Here is a 17936-nt window from a genome sequence, read left to right on the forward strand (position 1 = left end):
AAGTCATTCATCCTTTCTTTACATAAAAGTAGAAGAAGGCTTTTGCTTTATCATTAATACCAGCCGGTTTCACCTGCCGTATATGGCCAAAATGCAACTGCTTTCGCTTTTCGCGGATCTAAATCATATACCATAGGTGTATAACATGTTGTTTGACCTTTATTAATCTCCCCATTTCCTCCAGGAGATGCACAACTAAATTGTTTATTATCAGTGTTCCGGACGACTAATGCCGTTGCCTCTCCGTCAGTTTTAGCTGGCCTGCTTAGAGTAATCTTTGCCCAAGCGGTTTTGCAAGTTGTACTGAATTTCAACTCTAAATTTGCAGAAGCACCGTTTGCATAAATTTTCAAATTCTTCTTCGTAACCGCACTAGCCGCACAACTATTGTAGTAAGGGCTTTTTCCATCATAGGCGTGGGTTTCTGCAGATGCCTTGTTGGTAAAGAAATCAAGGGAGCCAAAAAGGACAAAAAAAGCTACAAAAGTCAATGAAATACATAAAACCATTCTTTTCATTGCATCAATCATTCCCTTCATGAAATTCATTCACCCTTTATATTACAATTATGGGATATTTCTGTAAGTGTAAAATTCCCTAAATTTATGAAATACTTTACGGACGGTTTTTGTTACTGCTCTTACAGTCTGATATGTCTCGTCTTTTCATCTGTAAAACAGACGTAAAACTAACTGTCCTCATGAGCTTTTGATTATAAAAAGTTGTAAAACTAAGAAAATATACACGGACCTTTCGTATGAAGTTATCCATCTGGTTACCGTTAGTGGGGTATTTGGCACGGACCCAAAGACATAATGGTTTTGGGTCGTTCTTTGTTTGTTGAAAACGGGACAGGAACCAATTGAATGTAGGCAAGCTCATGAAAGAAAAACGAGCATTTGTAAGCATTCTTTTCCGTTTTTTTATAGATACCGATTATTAAATGAACCAAAGCAAAATGAATAAAAACACCTGGAGGTAGTAAAAGTGAAGGTTGTTGCACTAGTAGGAAGTATTCGGTAGGATTCTTATAACCTAAGGCTATCTAAGTTTATCAAAAACTATATCTAGAACATTTTTATAGAAGGGATTTTTTGATAAAATAATCATCTGTCATTTAATCAGCTACCACCAGAACATCGAGATGTCTAGCCTCTCTTAGTAGACGTGCAACAATGGAACCTTGTTTAATTTCTTGCCATCTCGATCTTGCTGAATGTCCTATGATAACTTGTGTCGCTTTTTTATCTTGTAAATGTTTAGTTATTTCACCAACCACTAATCGTCTGTCTGCAGTGGAATATAATTCGAAATTACCACCTAATCGATTCGTAAGACTTATGATTTTATCGAGTATATTCTGCTCATCATTTGACAGAGGTGGTTGATCTTTAACGTACACAACAAACCACTTAGCTTTAAGACGATAGGCAATACGAAATCCTCTTCTAATTAGGCGCTCAGAATCTGGTCTAAGATTTACACAGACAAAGATTACTTCTTCTTTTCTCCACGGACCTCTTACTCCCTCTTTTCGTTTTAATGACTCTAATCTGTCATCCACATCATCTGCTAATTCACGGAGCGTAAGTTCTCTCAATGCTATAAGGTTTCGTGTCTTAAAGAAATTGCTAAGTGACTGTTCTACTTTATCTCTAGCATATATATATCCTTCCTGCATCCGTTGTCTGAGTGCCTTTGGGGAGATATCAATTAACTCTAGTTCGTCTGCTAAATGAAGAAAACTGTCTGGAACAGTTTCTCTTACACACACTCCTGTTATTTGCTTTACACTATCATTTAAACTTTCTACATGTTGAATATTCATTGTAGAAATAACCGAAATTCCGGCATCCAGAATGGCAATTACATCTTGATAACGTTTTTGGTTGTTACTTCCAGGTACATTCGTATGTGCTAATTCATCTACCAGCACTACTTCAGGATTGCGAATAATTATGGCCTTAAGGTCCATTTCCTCCAGTACTACGTTTTTATATGTAATATGTTTTCGAGGTATGATTTCTAAAGTTCCAATTTGCGCTGCTGTCTCTTTACGCCCGTGTGTTTCCAATAATCCAATCACAACATCAATTTCGTTTTGATTCAATTGATTTGCTTCCCTCAGCATGGTAAATGTTTTTCCTACACCGGGTGCAGCCCCAATATAAATTTTTAACGTACCTCTTTTTACCCCTTGTATTTTTTCTTTTATTTCATCAGGAGAAAGTCTTTGATATGGATTTTTCTTCCTTACTTTTGACTGAATAGCGGGTATTACTCTTTCTCCATGTACTTCTGCACGGTCTGCTACAATAAACACATCAATATTTTTCGTTTTTCTCAATATTCTATTGACTATTGAACCGTGAATAATCTCTTCCCATCTTGTCCTTTTAGAATGACCAAGGATTATTCGAGTTACATAATGTTGCATGGCATATTCAACTATTTCTTCAGCGATTTCTTCCCCTTTTATTGTCAATTCCTCAAATTTTCCATTTAATTTATTTATGAGTTTTTGCATGGATCTTTTAAACATTTCTTCTTCTTTAGATAATTTTCTTTGAGTTGGAACAAAGCTAACAATCAATAGCTCCCCACCTAAACGTTTGGCTATTTGATCCCCTCTTCGTATTAAGATGGATCCATTCCAATGATATTGTACACATACCAAAATCCGTTCAGAAGCACCTGAAGGTCCCAATAACCCTTCCTCTTCTCGATATTCAGTTAGATCCTCTTCCACTTCTCCAGCCAAAAACCGGAGTGACAGTTCCCTAAGTACCGCTAGGTTATCCTTATTGTATAATTGCACAAGTCCTTTGGCTTGTTCGTCTTTTTCTTCTATTTCCCCTTCCTGGAGACGTTTTAAAATTGCTTCAGGAGTAACATCTAAAAGACGTACTTCATCTGCCTGCGTCAATGTATCTTCGGGTACAGTATCATTTACATGAAGTGGCAGTTGTAGTAATTGCTCTGCAACTTTTTTCACTCCTTTCAACTCGTAAATATTTATTGTTGTTATGACACTAATCTCATTGTTTATTAACTCCTTAACATCTTCTAATCTAGTTGGGTTTTTAGCAGATGAATGATTTTTATGAGCTAATTGGTCAACTAAAATTACTTCCGGGTTTCGTTTGAAAATTTCCTTCATATTCAAATCTTGTCTTACATGACCGTTTTGCTCCCATTCGATAGAAGGTATAATTTCTAGGCAGCCTAATTGCTCAAGTGTTTTAGGACTACTCGATGTGCAAACTACCCCGACAACTACGTCAATCCCACGTTTTTTTAACTCATTTCCTTCAAGGAGCAAATGATAGGTTTTCCCTGAACCATATACAGCCCCAAGTATGATCTTCAGCCTCCCTTTTTTAATATTAGAGATCGACTGTAGAATTTCATCTGGTGTTTTTCTACGAAATTGATCTGGCATATTACTACCTCCAGTTTCATTCTAAGGTAAAAGGAGAGTGGAAAAACTCTCCTAATCAAAATTATTCTAGTTCGTCCAATGCTATATTTAACTTCAAAACATTAATTCGAGGTTCACCAAAAAGTCCAAATGAACGACTTTCCGTGTATTCGTCAACAAGATTATATAAACTTTTTTCAGATAATCCTCTCTCATTTGCAATACGGGGAACCTGAACAATCGCTCCTTGAGGAGAAACATTTGGATCAAGTCCTGAAGCCGAATTTGTCATTAAGTCAGAAGGTACATCTGCTTTATCTACTGTAGGGTTTTCATTTGAAAATTCTTCAATATCATTTAATGTCCGTTCAATCATTTCCTTATTTGATGGAGAATAGTTTGGCGTACCTGAGCCAGCTGCGTCGTAATTAATGGAAGAAATACGACCGTGGAAGTATCCCGGATCTTTAAAAGATTGGCCAATCATTTCGGAGCCTATAATTTCACCCGATTCATTTTTAATTAAGCTACCCTCTGCTTTTACAGGCAATATCACCTGAGCTAGCATTGTCATCAGTAACGGATACGCAATTCCACAAATAAATAGTAGTACGAAAACTGTACGTATATTCTTTAACATGAATTCTCACCCTTATTTTTAATTTTAAGCTACTCTAAACATCACAAGAATTAAATCAATACATTTAATTCCGATAAATGGAACTAACACGCCTCCTAATCCATATAGAGACAAATTCTTTGTTAACAATCTTGTGGCGCTCATAGGAACATATTTAACACCCTTCATTGCTAATGGTATTAGCAATGGAATGATAATGGCGTTAAATATCAAAGCTGATAATATAGCACTTTGAGGTGTTGCTAATCCCATAATATTTAGAGCTTTCATTTGAGGAATAGCCAACATGAACATAGCAGGGATTATCGCAAAATATTTAGCCACATCATTCGCAATGCTAAAGGTTGTTAAAGCACCTCGGGTCATAAGCAATTGTTTTCCAATGGCTACTACTTCAATGATTTTTGTAGGATCTGAATCCAAATCCACCATATTAGCAGCTTCCTTCGCTGCATTTGTCCCTGTATTCATAGCCAATCCTACATCAGCCTGTGCCAACGCAGGCGCATCGTTTGTGCCATCTCCGGTCATTGCTACAAGTTTACCTTCCGCTTGTTCCCTCTTAATAACAGAAATTTTATCTTCAGGCTTTGCCTCGGCAATAAAATCATCTACTCCGGCTTCTTTAGCAATAGTCGCAGCAGTTAAAGGGTTATCACCAGTACACATCACGCTTTTAATGCCCATTTTTCGTAATTCATCAAAACGTTCCTTCATACCTGGTTTTACTGTATCTTTCAAGTAAATAACACCTAGTACACGATTTCCTTCTATAACAACCAGTGGCGTTCCGCCTTGCATGGCCACTTTATCACTAATGTCTTTTAAATCACTTGGGACTCTTCCCCCCTGATACAGGATGTACTCGATTATTGCATCCACTGCACCTTTTCTGACCTTTTTCCCATCAGAAAAGTCTGTTCCGCTCATCCTGGTTTCAGCAGTAAACTCTATCCCTTCTGTACCATATTTATCTAATTCTTTTTCAGACAAGTCGGATTTTTTTGCAAATTCTATGACAGAACGGCCTTCTGGAGTTTCATCATGTAAAGATGAATATACCGCAAATTTGTTAAGCTCTTCTTGACTTATACCATTAACCGGTAAAAGGGCAGCAGCCATGCGGTTACCATGTGTGATGGTTCCCGTTTTATCAAGGATGATCGTGTTAATATCACCAGCTGCTTCTACCGATTTTCCAGACTTCGCAATTACATTATATTGTGTTACTCTGTCCATTCCTGCTATTCCAATAGCAGAGAGTAGACCTCCGATTGTTGTAGGAATCAAGCATACCAGTAATGCTATTAAGGTAGCGATTGGCAATGTCACTTTGATATATGAAGCAATAGGTACTAGCGAAGTACATACAAGCAAAAAGATAAGTGTCAAACTAACAAGCAGAGTACTTAGGGCAATTTCATTTGGTGTTTTTTGTCTTTTAGCTCCTTCTACCAAGTTAATCATACGATCAAGGAAAGATTCCCCAGGATCAGTACTTACTTTGACTTTGATATAGTCACTAATAACTTTTGTTCCACCTGTTACCGAACTAAAATCCCCACCAGACTCTTTTATTACAGCAGCTGATTCACCAGTAATTGCTGATTCGTCTACAGCAGCCACTCCTTCGATTACATCACCATCCGTTGGAATTAAATCATTGGCTTTCACTAAAACTGTATCGCCCTTGCGTAGTTCTGTGGCATCGACTATTTTTATGCTGCCATCTTTCAGGATTAACCTTGCTTTAGTATCCTGCTTTGTCTTTTTAAGACTATTAGCTTGTGCTTTTCCGCGTCCTTCTGCCAGAGCTTCAGCAAAATTAGCAAAAATAATGGTCATAAATAAAATGATGGTCACTGCAATGTTATATCCTCTTTCTGATATTCCACCAAAAAGTGCAGGGAATATTGAAAGGAGAAGGGTAATAACAAACCCTATTTCAACTACAAACATAACTGGATTACGAGCCATTACTTTTGGATTTAATTTTTTGAACGCATCTTTAATCGCCTCTAAAACAATTTTCTTACTTACGTTTGCTTTACGCTTTGTACTCATTTGGAATACTCCTTTTCAACATTTATCTAATCGTTAGCCACTCAGCGACTGGCCCAAGTGCAATTACTGGGAAGAAAGTCAATGCTCCAATAATTAAAACAGTAGCTAAAAGAATAACAAGGAACGTACTATTATCTGTTTTAAATGTTCCGTTTGTTTCTGGAACACGTTTCTTAGCGAGTAATGATCCAGCGACAGCAATCATTGCAATCATTGAGAAGTAACGGCCAAACAACATGACTAAACCAGTCGAAATATTCCAAAATGGTGTATTGTCACCTAAACCTTCAAAACCAGAACCATTATTGGCTGCAGAAGAAGTAAACTCATAGACTACTTGAGAAATACCATGAAAACCAGGGTTTGAAATAGCCGATGAACCCAACTGTGTTGCTAAAGCTATAGCAGAGGGTACTAAGATGATTAATGGATGCAGAAGAATCGCTATTGCTATTAATTTCATCTCCTTTCCTTCAATTTTCTTACCTAAAAACTCAGGTGTACGGCCAACCATAAGTCCGGCAAGAAATACAGCCATTACTGAATACATAAGGATATTTACCGTCCCTACTCCATCACCGCCAAACACACAGTTCAACATCATCATTGCCAGTGGTGCCATGCCTCCGAGTGGAGTAAGGGTATCATGCATATTATTAACAGAGCCTGTAGTAGCAGCTGTTGTCACACTTGTAAATAATGCACTCTGAGCAATACCAAAACGAACCTCTTTTCCTTCCATACTCCCATTCTCTTGTGAAAGACCTATTTTCTCTAATGCTGGATTACCATTTTTTTCATTGATAAAAGTAATACTTAAGAAGACAAGCAACATTAATCCCATCGCTGAAAAAAGGATCCAGCCTTGTTTCTTATTTCTCGCCATATATCCAAAAGTCAATGGAAGAGCGGCAGGTATAAGAAACATAGATAATATTTCCAAGACATTTGTAAAACCGTTAGGATTTTCAAATGGATGGGCTGAGTTGACCCCAAAGAATCCTCCTCCATTTGTACCAATGTGCTTGATAGACTCTAATGCAGCTACAGGACCTCTTGCAATATTTTGCGTGGCTCCTTCTAATGTGTTAGCAATTGCTGTAGGATTAAGTGTTTGCGGCACCCCCTGTGACACTAGAACTAAACCAATCAAAATAGATAATGGAAGTAGCACCCGAGTAATCGAACGGATTAAATCCACATAAAAGTTTCCTATACTCCGCTGATTCGTTAACCCTCTAAAAAATGCCATACATAATGAAAGACCAGTAGCGGGTGTCGTAAACATCAAGAATATAATTACTGCCATTTGAGATAAATAAGAAAGACCCGATTCTCCACTATAGTGCTGTAAATTGGTATTTGTAAGAAAACTTGCAGCAGTATTAAATGCCAATAATGGCTCCATGCTGTCTATCTTACTAGGGTTACCTGGTAAAACACCTTGAAAGCGAATGATAATGTACGAGATAATAAACATTACTAAGTTACTCAATAGCAGTGCCTTGGCATACTGCTGCCATCTCATATCATTTGTATCAATGCCAGATAGTTTGAAAATAACTCGTTCTATTTTTCCAAACATGCTATCTTGTTTTGTTATTTCAAGAGAATAAACATTCGTTAAATATTTGGCCATTGGTATGGCTAATATAACGACAAGTGCCAATACCACGCCGATTTGTAATAAATCCATTTACTTTTCCTCCGTTAGTAACTATTAATATTTTTCTGGATAAATTAGAGCATGAATTAAATACAATGTAATCGCTCCGACGATAAGAAATAAAAACATTATCTACTCTCCCTCTTTTTCTATAACTTTGTTACAAAAAAGAATAAATCCTAAAAAGAGAAAAAAAGTTATAGCTATAAGTAATATCGATACAAAATCCATGTGAATTTCTCCCTTCTCATTCCAAACAATCATTAAGAATAAATTTCTTTTTTTCACCGCTTAATAATTACTGGCAATTAAACTAGAGAACATTGTTTGTTAAAATCCGATAACACAATCAGCTCCCATTCTTTTACACATGCTAATATATTGGTTATGACAAGTGACTACTATTAGTCTGTAAGGTTTGAACTCTGAAAAAATTCTAACAATGTTAATTCCATCAATAAGAGAATTAGGAAAGAGATACAGTTATAAAAAGCTCGTGCATTCGGGAAAATTGATAGTGATCTTAAACCACTTTTTGTCATAGTAAAATATTTACAGATTATTTGTGTGCATATGGCTAGCCAAGATGCTATTCTTTACTAAATTTGAATAATTTCTAATCAGTACTTTTCCCATACAATCGCTCCACTTACTTTTTTTGTTTTCCACGCTTAATTTTTTCTTGGTTAGATAATCCTGACTACTAAAACATAAAAAAATAGACCAATGCTTACTCTCTCTCCAGTATGCAGCCATGCAAATTCTATTCAGATTCCAGCAGCGTAAAAAACATTCACGCAGCGGAAAAAAGAATGACTTGCACAAGCAAACATATTGTTGGAGAAAAAGTACTCATTGGTCTACTTAACGCCTAGCAAGCTATACAGCTCTCTCTGCGATCAGTCTTCCAAGAAACCTTTTCATTTATAGGCATAATAAAAAGACCTACTGAAATGACAGGTTGCTTTTTTGCTTTAATCACAACAAAAAAAGCCTCCTGAATTAAGGTGGTCTAATGACCTCCTTCGCTTTAGCCGACGAAGTTAGCTGACGGGTAGGATGGCGAAAGAGTGTCTCATCCCTTCTGCAAATGCAGAATTAACCCCAATAATAGTGGGTCCTCCGTTCTCAATTACTTGAGATTTGGCCGATATCAAATTGTTATTTATGAGGATTATTCTACGCTCACCATTAAAGGTTTGTAAACCTCATTAAATCTCGAAAAAACTTCATATTCGTTCATATAAGTCCATTTCAATCAAATTTATCCATAAAAACCTTTATTTACTCTAAAATCCTATATATTACGGATTTTTCTAAAGTTTTACAAACTCATATTGACAAGAACTTAGATGGGGCATTATGATAAACCCCATAAAATTCCTGAGATAAAATGGAGGCAATATGTTAAATTCTAAAAAGAAACTTGAGGCTGAAATAAGTGAAGCATTTATTAAATTCCAGCGTGATCTTATTGGCAGAGGACCACAGGAAGCCAAAACATATATAATCAATGACATGTTAATTACTCGTTTTAAAGGTGTCCTGACAGTGGAAGAAAAGCACCTTGTCAGTCACAATTCCGGCAAAAAACTTGTAAAAAAAATGCGTTCGCTTCTTCGTGAAATGTACACCAAGGATTACGAAAAAATAGTTGAAGATCATACTGGATGCAAGGTTCTTTCCTCCCATAGTGATATTAGCACTAAAACAGGTGAAAGAATCGAAGTTTTTATTATGGATAAGGATTTAGAGAGGTACTTAGAAACTATCAAATAGGTAATAGTACTTGATTTGAAATTATGAAGATAAAAAGTATTGAAGTTTTTGAACGAACTTGTTTAGTATTAATACAAAATATATCCTTAAAGGCTCAAGATACGATTAGAATAAATCACTATATTAAGATTATTTTTATTTGAGAATTTGTCGGATGTTTATCCTATTCATCAATAACATCCTGTAACCGATATGGTCGAAAGCTGGATTATTTTATTGATCTTTTTTGATAAAAAACATCAGTAAGATGACTATGATTATTGTCATCTTAACCGATGTTTTTTCGTTTTCGTTAAATCTAAGACCGTAATTTGTACTTATTATGTTTCTGCATTTTAAATTCCAGCAATTTAATACTTTTTATAGGTGTAAGGATTGTCAGAATCTTCAATTGAATTACAATCTTGGGCTATGAGATACGAAATAGTTGCTTTGAATGGCTGGTAATAAATTGAGGATAATTTCCCACCTGAATCAGCGATACCGTATTACAGAAAGCAGTTTAGCACTCACTGCTTCTCCTTAAAATGTACTACCATCAACCTCAATGTCCATAAAGTTACCTGGGAAATTATATAGGGTATTTAATCCTTATAGGTAGTTTTTATCATTTAAAACAATACTCTTTTTTTGTGGAGAGTGCCTTAAATTCTTCCTCCCTTAACTCTTTATAATCTTCATCTCCGTAATAACTACTGTTTTAGGTTGTCTTCGGCACCACTTTCCCAACCATTTCTTCACTAACAAACATCTTTATTTTTCCAGCCACAAAAACATCGATTAACACAAACGGAAATGCTTATATTAAGATACTGATAAATATTGTATTCAATTGTAAAATGGTTGACATAGCAAGTATCCTCACCTTAACTTTGTTTATAAATTGAGGAATGTATTATTACGATATTATAAGTCTTATGACATTGACTATAAAACTTAACAACATCAAATTACTATATCATTGTGAAAGCAGGTATATTTATTGCTGAGTAAGCCATTAATAAGCCACGTACTTCCATCATTTCAACTTCATTACGAGAGCTCAATTCGTACCGCGTGGGCGTGGGTATCATCTCACGGTTAGCAATCCATGTTTAGGTGATAATGTTACTATAAACAATTTTGGTTTTCCATACAGATCCAACACATTTTGAACAGTAGTAGTATCATTATGTCCAAGATTTAGAGAATACTTGCATTTGTCCTGAATTTTTTGCATCAGAACTCATTAGAGTATATAATTACATCATATACAAAATATGTAAAAAATAAGAGTTATACCTGTGTTATGTTTACCATTTTAATATTTCAGGAGGAAATGGGTATGAGCATGAAAAAATCCTTAATAGGAGTGTCTACAGCTGGATTCATAGTGCTTCAAATTTTACTCCCTACAATGACTGAAGCCTCAACGACCGTCAAATCCAATATCATCACTCATTATGTAAATGCAAGTGATCCTTACCCGGGTCATGTCATAAAATACGGGGATCGAGGACCTGAAGTGAGGAAAGTACAGAACCAATTAAACAAGAACAACGTCCCAATATCAGTGGATGGCATTTTTGGTTCGATAACGCTTAAGAAGGTCAAAGAATTTCAAATGCGAAGACATTTGAACACAGATGGGATAGTTGGACCGTCCACTTGGACTGCACTTTATCAAACCGAGTTTCCTTATCCAGGTCATGTTATTAAAATGGGAGATCGAGGTATGAATGTGACCAGAATTCAAGCGCGGCTTAATGACGCAGGGGGATCAATTAAAGTGGATGGTATTTTCGGACTAAAAACTCAAGTCAAAGTAAAGGAATTTCAGAAAAAATTCGGATTACAAGTAGACGGAATTGTTGGTCCAGAAACCTGGGACATTCTCTTTAATTATCAAGAATAGGCATAGTGAATAAATAAGCCATCATGTGAATCAACTAAGACAAATAGGTAAGGCTGTCGAGGGTTTCTCGACAGCCTTACCTTACCATAACAATAGAGTCTATTTAACAAGTTGTACATTATTTCAGCAGCATATAGGGCTCATACTTTGTATAAACATCTTTACGGCGCTTTCTATCCTTAAATGTTGTTGCTGCACCACTTTTCCGATTCTCATAGAGTTCGTCAATATCCACTGTACCGGTAATTACTGTATGTTTATTACCTTCTGCTTCAGCTACTACCCCATTGGCTAGCCAAGCTTTGTCACAAGGACTTAATATGCTTGCACGCCCATATCCATTAGGTAGGGGGTCTCCTGGTTCACCAACAGTAGGACAATGAACAAAGTATACTTGGTTTTCAATCGCACGTGCATGAGCACAATGGCGTACTCTCCAAAAACCAGCCTCAGTAAAAGTGTATGATGGACAGAAAATAATGTCTGCTCCGTTTACACTTAGGATTCTTGATATTTCTGGTATCTCAGCTTCATAACACACAGCTATGCCAATCTTAACAGGACCTATAGAATACACTTCAAGTGTATTCCCTTCAGAGGTTTGCCAATTTGCTTCAGCAGGAAAGATATGGGTTTTTTTATGTTCAACATAAGATCCATCTTTATCAAAAATGTATGCAATATTAAAGTACTCATCTTCACGACATTCAAGATGTGAGCCTGCAATGATAACCTGCTTTCTTTTTCTTGAAATCGAACTAAAAAGTTCTTTATATTGAGTGGTATATTCGTCGATCTTGATTAATGACGAAGCATTCTGATCCGGAAAAGTCGCTAATAACCCGATAGTTAACAGTTCAGGAAAAATAATATAATCTGAGTTTTCGGGAACTTGATTGATTAAGTCTTCTACTTGTTTCTGGAATTCATTAAACGATGCTACTTTTTCTACACGAAATTGACAAGCAGTTATTTGGACTTTCACAGAACCCCTCCCAATTTATTTCTTTTTGTAGCAATGATATAATCATTAATTTCATTTATACGCCCAAAGCCCTCCCTGGTCTAGTTAGCCATTCCAACGAATAGTGAATGACATGACTGCTACAAACTAGAGTAGGAATTAGGAAATATTACTTTTATTCATATTATTCATTTGCTTACCATGAATAGTGATATTTTTAGTTAGTCCACTTACAATAAACGTTACTATTATATTTATTAACAACGCTATAACACCTGTACTGATGTCATTAATTACGTGTGGTATATTCGGCAAAAATGTAGCTATTTTCACACCTGAAATTGTCGCATATAAAACAATAAGCACTCCAGCAAATATCCCAGCTATTGCTCCATATTTATTAATTATATTGCTTTTTGGTAAACTGCAAAATAATGCAGGTGCTAATTGAGTAATTAAACTATATGACATGATATTCAAGATGGCTAGCGCTTCGCCACCTGTTACCGTTACGATTAAGGCAATGATTGAGATACCAATTATTATTAATCTTGAGACAATTAATTGTTGTTTCTCATTAGCTGCTGGAACTAAAACTTTGTAAAAACTATTTGTTAGCCCTACCGATGCAGCCATTAGCATAACGGAAGCCGGAACTAGAGCGGTCAATAAGCCTGCAGCTCCGATTAATCCGATTACCCATGGATCAAATGTTTGTATCGCTAATCTTAAAAGCGAAAGATCTCCATCAGCCCCTTGCAAACCCGGGATTTCCATAATAGCTGCAAAACCTATGAAAAAGACAAAGAGCAATAACAAGGTGTATAGTGGTAAAGCAATTGCATTTTTACGAAGCGTTCTTTCTCCATTTGACGAAAGAACAACCATGAATGTTTGTGGTAATAAATAAAACCCTAAAGCATTTAACAAAACCGTGGAGATAAACCAGGATTGACTCAGCCCTTGATCAGCTAAGATTAGCATTTCAGGTTTAGCAGACTGAACCGTCTCAAACATTGGCTGAATTCCTCCAAAGTAATGGAACGGAATATAAATACCTAAAAATATTACAACTACCAATATCATAAAATCTTTAAGTATAGCGGTCCATGCTGAGCCATGAATACCTGATATCATTACATAAGTTGTTACAACGATCGCACCTATTATACTAGCTGCAACTGGTGAAATTGCTCCGTAAGAAGCTTCTGAAACAATTATCCCTAACCCTTTGAGTTGTATAACTATATAAGGTACAAGTGCCAAACTTCCCAAAACAGCCACTAACATCCCCATTGAACGACTGCTGTATTTTGATGCAAAATAATCTGGCTGAGAAATAATTGAATGTTGCTTTGAATATCTCCATATTTTGGGCACTAACCAATAAGATAGTACATAGGCTAAGAATATATATGCAGGAACGTAATAAGCCGCTGCTCCTTTTGAGTAAGCCCATCCACTTCCACCGAGAAACGTAAATGTTGTATAAATTTCACCTGCAATTAGTAGAAAAATAAAGAATGTACCGAAGCCCCTGCCGCCTACGGCAAATTGCTCCATATCCATATCCTTTCCTTTTCTTGCTTTTATCCCTAAATAAAGAGCTAGAACTAAGAAGATAGCAATAATAAATAATGAAATATTCATTCTAGATCACTCCCTTTATTATCAGGATCGAACTTATATACAATCATTAAAATAACCGAAGCCATCACCATCCAAAATGCAACCCAAAATAACAAAAAAGGCATTCCTAATATGTAAGGTTCTATTTTATTTGCATAGGGCAGAAAAACTAAAAACCCTATGAATGGTACCCAGAGTAATAGCTTAATAGCATTCAAATTATACCCTCCCTGTAATTCGTAGGTTCAATAGTTAATCTTTAGATTAAGTGAATCACCATCAGTAAGGATTCTTTTATCCATTACTGATGGTATGATGGATAAACATTTAGTCACCCTTTTATGTTCTTAAATCCATACAAACAAATTACAAATCAATTCTATTTTAATTATTCTTACTAAGAATTCTTATTTAGACTGTATGGCAAGTACAGTTTCTAAAATCACATTTACTCCTTTTTCACAATCTTCCCATGTGGTAAGCTCTTCTTCACAATGACTTTTACCGTTAATACTTGGGACAAAAACCATAGCAGTTGGAATGTAACTAGCTATGAACTGGGCGTCATGACCAGCTCCACTTACCATTCTTTTATATGAAAGACCTAATGAATTAGTAGATTGTTCTAACAAATCACAGATTGACTTATCGAACCAAACGGTATCCCGGTCCCATAATTTTGTTACTTGGATTTCACATCCATCTTTTGAGCCTGGTGTTGTAAGTCCTTCAATTATTTCCTCTACCTGTCTAATAGTTTTTGGATCCTTATGTCTAGCTTCTAACGAGAAAATAACTTTATTTGGAATAACCGTATGAATATTAGGAAACACATTTACCCTTCCCATCGTAAAAACTAAATCGTCGTCAAGCATACCCAGTTTTTGACGAGCCTCTGTGATTAAGCTATTCGTAGTAAAGAAAGCATCTTTTCTCATATTCATAGGAGTGGTTCCGGCATGATCAGATTCCCCTGTTACTTCGATTTCATAACAAACCATTCCAAGCACACATTCAACAACACCAATGGTTAGTGACTCACGTTCAAGAATAGGTCCTTGTTCAATATGCAACTCTAAAAATGCTGTGGCTTCTTTTAAACGAGACTCTACTTCACCTGCATACCCACTAGCATTTAATGCTTCTTCAAAAGTAGTTCCTTCACTATCTGTTTTTTGCAGCATAATAGATTTTTCGAATTTTCCTGAAAGGATTCCCGATGACATCATAGAAGGTTCAAACCTGGCTCCTTCTTCATTAGTAAAATTAACAATCATAACCGGGATTTTGGGTTTGATATTATTTTCTACTAGGGTTCGCACAACTTCTAAACCAGCAACTACTCCTAAGATGCCATCAAACCGTCCACCCTTTTTTACTGTATCCATATGTGAACCCATTACAATCGGCGGTTTGTCTTCAATTCCTGCTAAAGTTGCGTAAACATTCCCCAAATCATCAACTTTAATGGTCATTCCCAATTCTTCACAACAAGAGCAAAAGTAATCACGAACTAAACGATCTTCTTCAGTCAGTGATAGGCGAGTGACTCCATTGTTTACTGTTCGTCCAAAATCCGCAAATTTTTCAAGCGTTTTACTTAGCCTTTCACCATTAATTAATAATTTTTGTTTTTTCATAGAGCATATCCCCTTTCAAATAAACTGCTAAATTTCTTAAAGCGATTTTTTCGGCTTTTCACTTTTTTAAAAAATGTAAGCTCTTCGGGAAATCCTTGCAGTGAAAATACTACTCTTGCATTGAAAAAGTAATGTGAAGGACCCTCTACGATAGATTATATTTCCACTAATGATTCTCTATGATATAGAATCTCACCATCTATAATCGTTGATTCTACTTGTAAATCTTTAATATGAAGCGGGTTAACTTTTAAAATACTGTCAGTTAAAACCACGAAATCTGCCAACTTGCCTACCTCTATGCTGCCTTTAATATCTTCTTCAAAACTCGCATAGGCGCCATTCCAAGTGTATAGTTTAATGGCTTCCATTACGCTAATCGATTGAGCAACACCTATTTCAGAACCAAATTGGCTTCTTCTATTAACAGCAACGTGAATACCTAATAAAGGGTTATAATCAGTAACTGGAGCATCTGAACCACCTGCTGCAATGATGCCATTATCAATAAAATCACGAACAGCATACATGTGGTTGACTCGATTACCATAGTGTTGGATATATATATCCCCGAATTCATAAGGAAATGGAGGGTTTGGGATAGGGATGAGTTCGAGATTTTTCATTCTCTCTTGTAAATCTGGCGATGAAATCCCCGCATGCTCAATTCTGTGGCGATGATCTTTGTGATTCCTCCAACGCCTTTTCTACACAATTTAAATACATTTCAATTGCTCTATCCCCTTGAGCATGCACAGTGATTTGATAGCCTTTTTTATGTGCTTGACCTAAAACTTGATAGATTTCTTCTTCACTATAATAAAGAATGCCAAAATTGTCAGGGTCACTGGAGTATGTCTCACGAGTGGCAATCGTAGGACCAGTACTACTTCCATCTGTAAACAATTTAGCCGGTCCAATTTTGAATCTTTCGTCCCCAGTTCCGGTTACTACACCTGCTTCTACCATTTTATTAACAAATTCATGAGAATTATTTAATGAACCAATCATTGCATATATACGAACACGAATATCCTTACTTTTAACAGCTTGTTGAAGTAAACGGAAACTCTCAGAACCATAAGCACCTGCTTCATGAATACTTGTTATGCCTGCTGCAACGAAATGCTCTGACGCAATTTTCACTGCTTTCATAAGTTCACTTTCTGTATAACTTGCAATTTCAGTCATTTTCATATTTGCTGTTTCAATTAATCTGCCTGTAAACCTTCCCGTCTTATCTTTTTCAATAATCCCTCCCGTAGGATTCTCAGAGTTTTCATTAATTTTGGCAAGCTCTAACGCCTTGCTATTAACCACGCTTATATGACTGCATGTACGGGATACTATAATTGGATGTTCGACTGAAATTGCATTCAACTCGGCTATTGTTGGATAACGCTTTTCTTTCACAACCGTTTCATTGAATCCCCAAGCACGTATCCATTCACCCTTTGGAATGGTAGATGCTTTCTCCTTCAAATCATTTAACAAATCCTCTATAGATTTGATATGCTCATCTTTACAACTTACTGCCAACTGATTAACTCCGTATAAAATAAGGTGAATATGAGCATCAATAAATCCTGGAAGTAGTGTCTTTCCTTGCAAATCGATCACTTTCGTTTCTTCTCCGATAAAGTCCTTAACTTCTCGATTTGAACCAACTGCTGAGACACGATTCCCTTTCACCGCTACCGCTTCGACTACTTTATTCTTTTGATCAACTGTAATAACTTCTCCGTTAATGAACACAATATCAGCTTGCATAAACACACCCCTTATTGAACTTCGCTTTTAAAGAGACAGTATTTAAAACCTTACTTCTGATCTGTTAATTCCCTTTTTCATAACCAAAATAATGCTGACTAGTATTCTCCCAATACTTACACTCGTCCTTTTAAGATACCTTCAAGGACCACATTTTTGAATATTCAGTTTTCAGTAGTTTCATTATATCTACTTTAGGAATTATATACATTAGACAAAAAGTTAAAAATTTCATCGATTTTTTATACTTTTCATATGATTATGTCTTATTCGCAAATTATCCAGGGGTAAAATTTCCTATTTATCGAGGCGTATTAAAGGAGGATATAGAGAAAGCAAGCATTGATATGTACCTACATGTAACCTCTATTGAACAGGAATATTCTAACTCGCAATACGAATTATAGAATTCAATTCACACATAACTAAATCTCCTGCATCATTTCCTTCTTATTAGAGTGGTATTCCT

Annotated in this window: 11 protein-coding genes, 2 pseudogenes and 1 riboswitch; of the genes and pseudogenes, 2 read left to right on the forward strand and 11 right to left on the reverse strand. The window is 36.0% G+C overall.

Going from position 1 to position 17936, the window contains the following annotated elements:
* Positions 1 to 53 precede the first annotated feature (53 nt).
* The 5 genes from AKG34_RS11170 to kdpA form a co-directional block, all read right to left on the reverse strand.
* Positions 54 to 518: a DUF2690 domain-containing protein gene (locus tag AKG34_RS11170; RefSeq protein WP_083450911.1), complete on the reverse strand. Its 465-nt coding sequence runs from the start codon at positions 516 to 518 to the stop codon at positions 54 to 56.
* A gap of 599 nt (positions 519 to 1117) precedes the next feature.
* Positions 1118 to 3442: a universal stress protein gene (locus tag AKG34_RS11175; RefSeq protein WP_053346145.1), complete on the reverse strand. Its 2325-nt coding sequence runs from the start codon at positions 3440 to 3442 to the stop codon at positions 1118 to 1120.
* Between the two features lie 61 nt (positions 3443 to 3503).
* Positions 3504 to 4061 (reverse strand): potassium-transporting ATPase subunit KdpC, encoded by a 558-nt coding sequence (kdpC, locus tag AKG34_RS11180; protein ID WP_053346146.1) that lies wholly within the window; start codon positions 4059 to 4061, stop codon positions 3504 to 3506.
* Positions 4062 to 4085: 24 nt separating this feature from the next.
* Entirely contained in the window at positions 4086 to 6125 is a 2040-nt protein-coding gene (kdpB, locus tag AKG34_RS11185) for a potassium-transporting ATPase subunit KdpB (RefSeq protein WP_053346147.1), read from the reverse strand.
* Positions 6126 to 6147: 22 nt separating this feature from the next.
* Positions 6148 to 7821, reverse strand: coding sequence for a potassium-transporting ATPase subunit KdpA (kdpA, locus tag AKG34_RS11190; RefSeq protein WP_053346148.1), 1674 nt, complete (start codon positions 7819 to 7821; stop codon positions 6148 to 6150).
* Between the two features lie 987 nt (positions 7822 to 8808).
* Positions 8809 to 8950, reverse strand: a riboswitch (cyclic di-AMP (ydaO/yuaA leader).
* Positions 8951 to 9195: 245 nt separating this feature from the next.
* Between kdpA and AKG34_RS11195 the strand changes: the two genes are divergently transcribed.
* Complete coding sequence (locus tag AKG34_RS11195) at positions 9196 to 9570, forward strand: Na-translocating system protein MpsC family protein (protein ID WP_053346149.1); 375 nt, start codon at positions 9196 to 9198, stop codon at positions 9568 to 9570.
* A gap of 709 nt (positions 9571 to 10279) precedes the next feature.
* Here the strand turns inward: AKG34_RS11195 and AKG34_RS28855 are convergent.
* Positions 10280 to 10420: pseudogene (locus AKG34_RS28855) on the reverse strand (permease); the annotation flags it as partial.
* A 474-nt stretch (positions 10421 to 10894) separates the two neighbouring features.
* On the opposite strand from AKG34_RS28855, the gene AKG34_RS11200 reads away from it, so the two are divergent.
* Positions 10895 to 11464: a peptidoglycan-binding domain-containing protein gene (locus AKG34_RS11200; RefSeq protein WP_053346150.1), complete on the forward strand. Its 570-nt coding sequence runs from the start codon at positions 10895 to 10897 to the stop codon at positions 11462 to 11464.
* Positions 11465 to 11582: 118 nt separating this feature from the next.
* Here AKG34_RS11200 and AKG34_RS11205 read toward each other — a convergent pair whose 3' ends face one another.
* From AKG34_RS11205 to AKG34_RS11225, 5 genes and pseudogenes are all read right to left on the reverse strand, one after another.
* Positions 11583 to 12449, reverse strand: coding sequence for a nitrilase-related carbon-nitrogen hydrolase (locus AKG34_RS11205; RefSeq protein ID WP_053346151.1), 867 nt, complete (start codon positions 12447 to 12449; stop codon positions 11583 to 11585).
* Positions 12450 to 12587: 138 nt separating this feature from the next.
* On the reverse strand, positions 12588 to 14078 hold the full coding sequence (locus AKG34_RS11210; protein ID WP_053346152.1) for a sodium:solute symporter family protein: 1491 nt from the start codon (positions 14076 to 14078) through the stop codon (positions 12588 to 12590).
* Positions 14075 to 14275 (reverse strand): DUF3311 domain-containing protein, encoded by a 201-nt coding sequence (locus AKG34_RS11215; protein ID WP_053346153.1) that lies wholly within the window; start codon positions 14273 to 14275, stop codon positions 14075 to 14077. Before AKG34_RS11215 ends, AKG34_RS11210 begins: the two co-directional genes overlap by 4 nt.
* Positions 14276 to 14464: 189 nt before the next feature.
* Complete coding sequence (locus tag AKG34_RS11220) at positions 14465 to 15697, reverse strand: Zn-dependent hydrolase (RefSeq protein ID WP_053346154.1); 1233 nt, start codon at positions 15695 to 15697, stop codon at positions 14465 to 14467.
* 155 nt (positions 15698 to 15852) lie between these two features.
* A pseudogene (locus AKG34_RS11225) lies at positions 15853 to 17467 on the reverse strand (amidohydrolase).
* Positions 17468 to 17936 lie beyond the last annotated feature (469 nt).

The sequence above is a fragment of the Peribacillus butanolivorans genome (assembly GCF_001273755.1).
Lineage (GTDB): Bacteria > Bacillota > Bacilli > Bacillales > DSM-1321 > Peribacillus > Peribacillus butanolivorans.

Coding starts and splice junctions, on each gene's coding strand:
- AKG34_RS11195 (WP_053346149.1), top strand. CDS start 9,196: ATGTTAAATTCTAAAAAGAAACTTGAGGCTGAAATAAGTGAAGCATTT.
- kdpB (WP_053346147.1), bottom strand. CDS start 6,125: ATGAGTACAAAGCGTAAAGCAAACGTAAGTAAGAAAATTGTTTTAGAG.
- kdpC (WP_053346146.1), bottom strand. CDS start 4,061: ATGTTAAAGAATATACGTACAGTTTTCGTACTACTATTTATTTGTGGA.
- AKG34_RS11170 (WP_083450911.1), bottom strand. CDS start 518: ATGAAAAGAATGGTTTTATGTATTTCATTGACTTTTGTAGCTTTTTTT.
- kdpA (WP_053346148.1), bottom strand. CDS start 7,821: ATGGATTTATTACAAATCGGCGTGGTATTGGCACTTGTCGTTATATTA.
- AKG34_RS11210 (WP_053346152.1), bottom strand. CDS start 14,078: ATGAATATTTCATTATTTATTATTGCTATCTTCTTAGTTCTAGCTCTT.
- AKG34_RS11220 (WP_053346154.1), bottom strand. CDS start 15,697: ATGAAAAAACAAAAATTATTAATTAATGGTGAAAGGCTAAGTAAAACG.
- AKG34_RS11200 (WP_053346150.1), top strand. CDS start 10,895: ATGAGCATGAAAAAATCCTTAATAGGAGTGTCTACAGCTGGATTCATA.
- AKG34_RS11175 (WP_053346145.1), bottom strand. CDS start 3,442: ATGCCAGATCAATTTCGTAGAAAAACACCAGATGAAATTCTACAGTCG.